This is a genomic window from Lentibacillus sp. (assembly GCF_035301675.1).
GTDB lineage: Bacteria > Bacillota > Bacilli > Bacillales > Amphibacillaceae > Lentibacillus.
The window spans coordinates 1-4,143 of the sequence record NZ_DATGTT010000056.1 but is presented as its reverse complement, the minus strand read 5'-3'; the positions used below and the strand labels follow the sequence as shown (position 1 = coordinate 4,143).

General features: G+C 41.0%; 4 protein-coding genes. All 4 read left to right on the top strand.

The window, feature by feature from the left end; translation table 11 throughout:
* The coding region (locus VK097_RS10230) for a spore germination protein (RefSeq protein WP_324211710.1) at positions 1-576 on the top strand (576 nt) is incomplete at its 5' end.
* Positions 577-578: 2 nt separating this feature from the next.
* The gene (locus VK097_RS10225) at positions 579-1,685 is read left to right on the top strand and encodes a GerAB/ArcD/ProY family transporter (protein WP_324211709.1); all 1,107 of its coding nucleotides are present in this window, start codon (positions 579-581) and stop codon (positions 1,683-1,685) included.
* Positions 1,675-2,871, top strand: coding sequence for a Ger(x)C family spore germination protein (locus VK097_RS10220; RefSeq protein ID WP_324211708.1), 1,197 nt, complete (start codon positions 1,675-1,677; stop codon positions 2,869-2,871). The genes VK097_RS10225 and VK097_RS10220 overlap by 11 nt, the downstream gene beginning before the upstream one ends.
* Before the next feature lie 313 nt (positions 2,872-3,184).
* A partial coding sequence (locus tag VK097_RS10215; protein ID WP_324211707.1) for an amidase family protein occupies positions 3,185-4,143 on the top strand: 959 nt, incomplete at its 3' end.

Here is a 4,143-nt window from a genome sequence, read left to right as displayed (position 1 = left end):
GCTTTATATGTCGCGCTTATTTCCTATGATGTTGGATTGATTCCCTCGAAATTAGCATTCTCGATTGCCGCGACAAGGGAAAGTGTGCCTTTTCCACCGTTTGTCGAAGCATTGTTTATGACAATTACCATGGAGTTGCTACGAGAGGCCGGGGCGCGCCTACCAACGACCATTGGACAAACAATCGGTATTGTCGGGGGATTGGTTATTGGGGAAGCAGCAGTTTCCGCCGGGATTGTCAGTCCGGTCATGGTTATTGTTGTTGCCTTGAATGCAATTGCATCGTTTGCCGTTCCATCTTATAGTGTTGCCATTACATTCCGAATCATTATGTTTGGCTTTATGCTTGCGGCTGCTGTTTTTGGGCTCTTTGGGATTATCCTGGCTTATATTATGCTGAACATCCATATTGTAAATCTAAAGAGTATAGGTGTTCCCTATTCTACGCCATTCGCCCCAACCTTTTTGTCAGATTGGAATGATCTCATTTTCCGCGCACCGGTTCCACTGATGACAAGACGGCCAAAGGCAATGCAAACAAATGATAAGGTATCAGCGGACAGGAAGGAGAAGTAAAAGTGAAACGTTTCGAGTATGCGGATGAAGGTATTACTGGAAGAGAAATCATGATTTTGATGCCTTCCGTCGTTATTGGTGTAGGCGTACTAACTTTTCCTAAAGGTTTGGCAGCTGTAACGGTAGGTGCCGATGGATGGATTTCCATTCTGGTCGGAGGGATGATTGCTATTTTTTTAACTTGGGCAATTGCTAAAATGGCAGCAAGTTTCCCGGGTCAATCATTCATAAACTACGCCTCACTCATCGCATCTAAACCGGTGGCTATTATTTTAACATTTCTTTTTGCTATGATTGCCTTGCAAATGGTAGTGTTCCAAGTCCGCCAAATTGGTGAAATGTCCAAACAATATATATTTGATCGTACACCGCTGGAGGTTGTTTCACTCATTTTCTTACTTGTAGTTATATACGGCATTTCCGGATCAAGGGTAGCGTTGTTTCGTTTGAATATGTTGTTTTTTCCAATCATTTTACTAGTTTCTTTTGTACTCTTGTTATTTAATCTGATCCGAATAGATGTAGGTAATCTCTTACCTATATTTAAAACCGGTTTTCAAGGACATATCAAAGGGATCAGTGATGTATCTACTTCCTATATTGGAATGGGTGTCTTATGGCTCTATATTGCCCTTGTAAAGCAACCAAAAAAAGCTCCAAAACAGGCTGTAATAGGTATGAGTATCCCTGTTGGAATATACCTTTTTATTTATGTCATGTGCATCGGTGTGTTTGGGAATCACGTTACCATGAATTTAATCTATCCCACGATTGAGTTAGCTAAAGCAGTAGAAATTCCTGGGGAGTTCTTTGAGCGATTCGAATCGATATTTTTTGTCGTCTGGATTATGGCTATTTTTAATACAGCCGTATTAACTTTTGACGTTGCTGTTTTTGCAATCACATCTATCTTTAAAAAAGCTCCGAAAGTCAAAGTCATTTTTATTTTATCACCGCTCGTTTATTTCGCAGCTATGTTGCCGCATGATATCGTAGAAGTTGCTGCGCTTGGCAGTTTTGTTGGTTTCACTGCAATTATCTATACGACATTTGTTGTTATCTTTCTCTTTGTTATCGCTAAAATAAGGGGAGTGAAACATGTTGGCTAAACGAATGGCAATAATAATGTTCCTGTGCAGTTTACTGTCTGTTTTATTAGCGGGTTGCTGGGATGAAAAAAACATTGAGGAACATGGATTTGTTGTAGGCACTGCTATTGACCAGGTTGATGGGCAAACAAAGGAAAATCTGATGATAGCGCTGACGAATCAATTTGTGATCCCAGCCGGAATAGGAACACCCGCAGAGGGTGGCGGAGAACAAAAGGCATTTTTAAATTTAACGGTGCACGGAGAAAGTATGTTTAATATAGGACGAAATATGGCATCACAAACAAGTAGGGTTCCATTTTACGAGCATTTAAAAGTGCTCATTGTCTCTGAAGAACTAGCGGATACCCCCGAATTACTTGCTACATTAGTGGATTTTTTTATACGTGACCATGAGATGCGCAGGGGGGTAAATATCTACATTTCTGAAGGAAAAGCCAAGGAAATACTAGAAATAGAACCAAAGCCAGAAAGAATCCCGGCCATGTTCCTTAATACTGTTACTGACAATGAACAGGAGGCATTAGAAATGATTTCTTCTGTTCAAATAGGTGACTTACACGGATTTTTACTACAGCCCTTTAGTTATGTTTTACCGAAAATTGCAGCCGAGGAAGATAAAAGCAAAGTTCACGATGATAAAACAGCTGTTTTCCGTGGCTATAATAACCAAATGGTCGGGACATTAACTGGAGAAGAAACAAAGGGGTTGAATCTTCTAACGGAAAAGAATAAGAGTGGATCTATCGTTTTTGAAATAGATAATAAGCCCATGGCCTATGAAGTCACCGGGACTAATCTGAAAATGGACATAGATACAACGGATCCGGGTAATTTAGAGGTTTCTATTAATATTAAGGCTAACGGCGGTATCGCTGAAATGTTTGGAGATAGAAGCCTTTTAGACGAAGCATATATAGCGAAGATTGAAGATAAGGTTGCCGAAGAAATCGAACAACTTGCCAATCAAACAATTAAGAAGGTGCAGCATGAATTAAATACCGATGTTCTTGAGATAGGAAAGACTTTGAAGCAAAAGCATTACGCTTTATGGGAGAAAATCAAGGACAACTGGGAAAACGGAGAGAATTATTTTTCCAAAGCAAATATCCATGTTTCAGCAGAGGTTAATGTTCGACAAACAGGTGTCACCGACAGGGCAAAGAATAGGGAACATAGGAAGTAGTGAGACACACAAAACCAAATGAAGGGCGCTGGATAACATGTTAGATCGTATTACAGGCGTTTTACAGGACAGTTTGATTATGATTTGTACGGTGCTCACTTTCGCAATACCTTATAGTATTTATAAAATTAATGGAAAGCTGCATGATATTGGAGACCCACCTTGGAAGAAAGAGGAAAAGGAATAGGAACGATGTTATGAGAATCACCAGGCGTAAGAAAATGTGACGCATCGCATTTTCTTACGTCTATTTGGGTTTGCTGTTCGTTCGATGATACAATAATGGTAAATATTGAATAATTGAGGTGTAATGATGGATCTGAAAACATATATAACTTTAGATGCCACAGATATGGCAGCATTGATCAGGAAAAAAGAAACCACTCCACAGGAATTACTGGAATTAAGTTTCCAACAGTTGGAAAAAGTTAACCCTTCCTTAAATACGATCACGTCTGCTAGAAAAGAAAAAGTTTTAGAAGAGGCCAAGAAAGTAAACGTTGAGAACAGTCCATTTTCGGGTGTTCCACTCCTGTTAAAAAATATTTCCCAGGCGGTAAAAGGCGAACCAATGACATCAGGGGCAAAGCTATTAAAAGCGATGACTGCAGAGCAGGACTCCTATTTTGTTGAAAAGCTTCGTGAAGCGGGATTTCTATTCATGGGTCATACAAACACACCGGAGTTTGGTTTGAAAAATATTACGGAGCCTGAAACCCACGGGGCAACGCGGAATCCATGGAATACAGACTATTCGCCTGGCGGATCAAGTGGTGGATCAGCAGCGGCAATTGCGTCAGGGATCGTTCCAATGGCAGGGGCAAGTGATGGTGGAGGTTCCATCCGCATACCGGCTTCTTTTACCGGATTATTCGGACTGAAACCTACACGCGGGCGTACACCGGTTGGACCTGGCGTTGGCAGGCAATGGCAAGGGGCATCGATTGACTTTGCGCTTAGCCGAAGTGTTCGGGATAGCGCTGCAATGCTGGATATTCTTCAAACAGTACAACCGGAAGCGGCATTTCAAACACCGTTATATCCAGGTAGTTATAAGGAAGCAATGCAACAACCTTTTCCAAAGCAGTTAAAAATTGCGTATTCCACCAAATCACCGGTTGGAACGCCGGTTTCAGAAGATGCCAAGGCGGCAGTATCGAAGACTGTGAAGTGGCTGGAGAAACAAGGACATATTGTAGAAGAAGTTGACAACGGTGTTGATGGCGTTCAGTTAATGAAAGATTATTTCTTAATGAACAGTGGAGAAATATC

Bases quoted from the DNA above. Each gene is read 5' to 3' on its own strand.
- VK097_RS10220 (WP_324211708.1), top strand. From the start codon at position 1,675: ATGTTGGCTAAACGAATGGCAATAATAATGTTCCTGTGCAGTTTACTG.